This is a genomic window from Pedobacter sp. PLR (assembly GCF_026239675.1).
GTDB lineage: Bacteria > Bacteroidota > Bacteroidia > Sphingobacteriales > Sphingobacteriaceae > Pedobacter.
Map to the genome: position 1 here is coordinate 1 of NZ_JAPIVQ010000035.1, position 558 is coordinate 558.

General features: G+C 41.4%; 1 protein-coding gene. It reads left to right on the forward strand.

Translation table 11 applies throughout. The annotated features are described in order from the left end of the window. Positions 1–118: 118 nt before the first annotated feature. A partial coding sequence (locus OQX61_RS24235; protein WP_265844425.1) for a transposase occupies positions 119–558 on the forward strand: 440 nt, incomplete at its 3' end.

Here is a 558-nt window from a genome sequence, read left to right on the forward strand (position 1 = left end):
GAGGGTGTAAAATAAACTGTGTCAATTAGTTAATTATTAACTTAGAGACACAGTTTATAAAATGAGAAAAGATGAGCAGCTCGATTACGAGCAAATGAAGCAAAAAGCCCTAGAGCAATTGCGTTCGGGCAAATCACTGTATGGTAAAGATGGGGCTTTCGCTCCTTTACTAAAAAGCTTTTTAGACTCTGCATTAGAAGCAGAGCTTGAAAGCCATCTAGACGTCGAGGAACGTCTTTCTGGCAACCGTAAAAACGGTAAAACCAGCAAAGAAGTCCGCACTTCCTCTGGTACCATTACCATAGAAACCCCAAGAGATCGAAGTTCTACCTTTGAACCAGAGTTGATTCGCAAACGTGAAACTATTCTTGCAGAGAGTCTGGAGCATAAGATCATTGGCATGTATGGTCTTGGAATGAGCCTTAGGGATATTTCCAAGCACATCAAGGATATGTACGATACAGATATCAGTCACACGACTTTATCGGCCATTACAGACAAGATTATTCCGGAAGTAAAGGAATGGCAATCACGACCATTGGAGGATCTCTACACCAT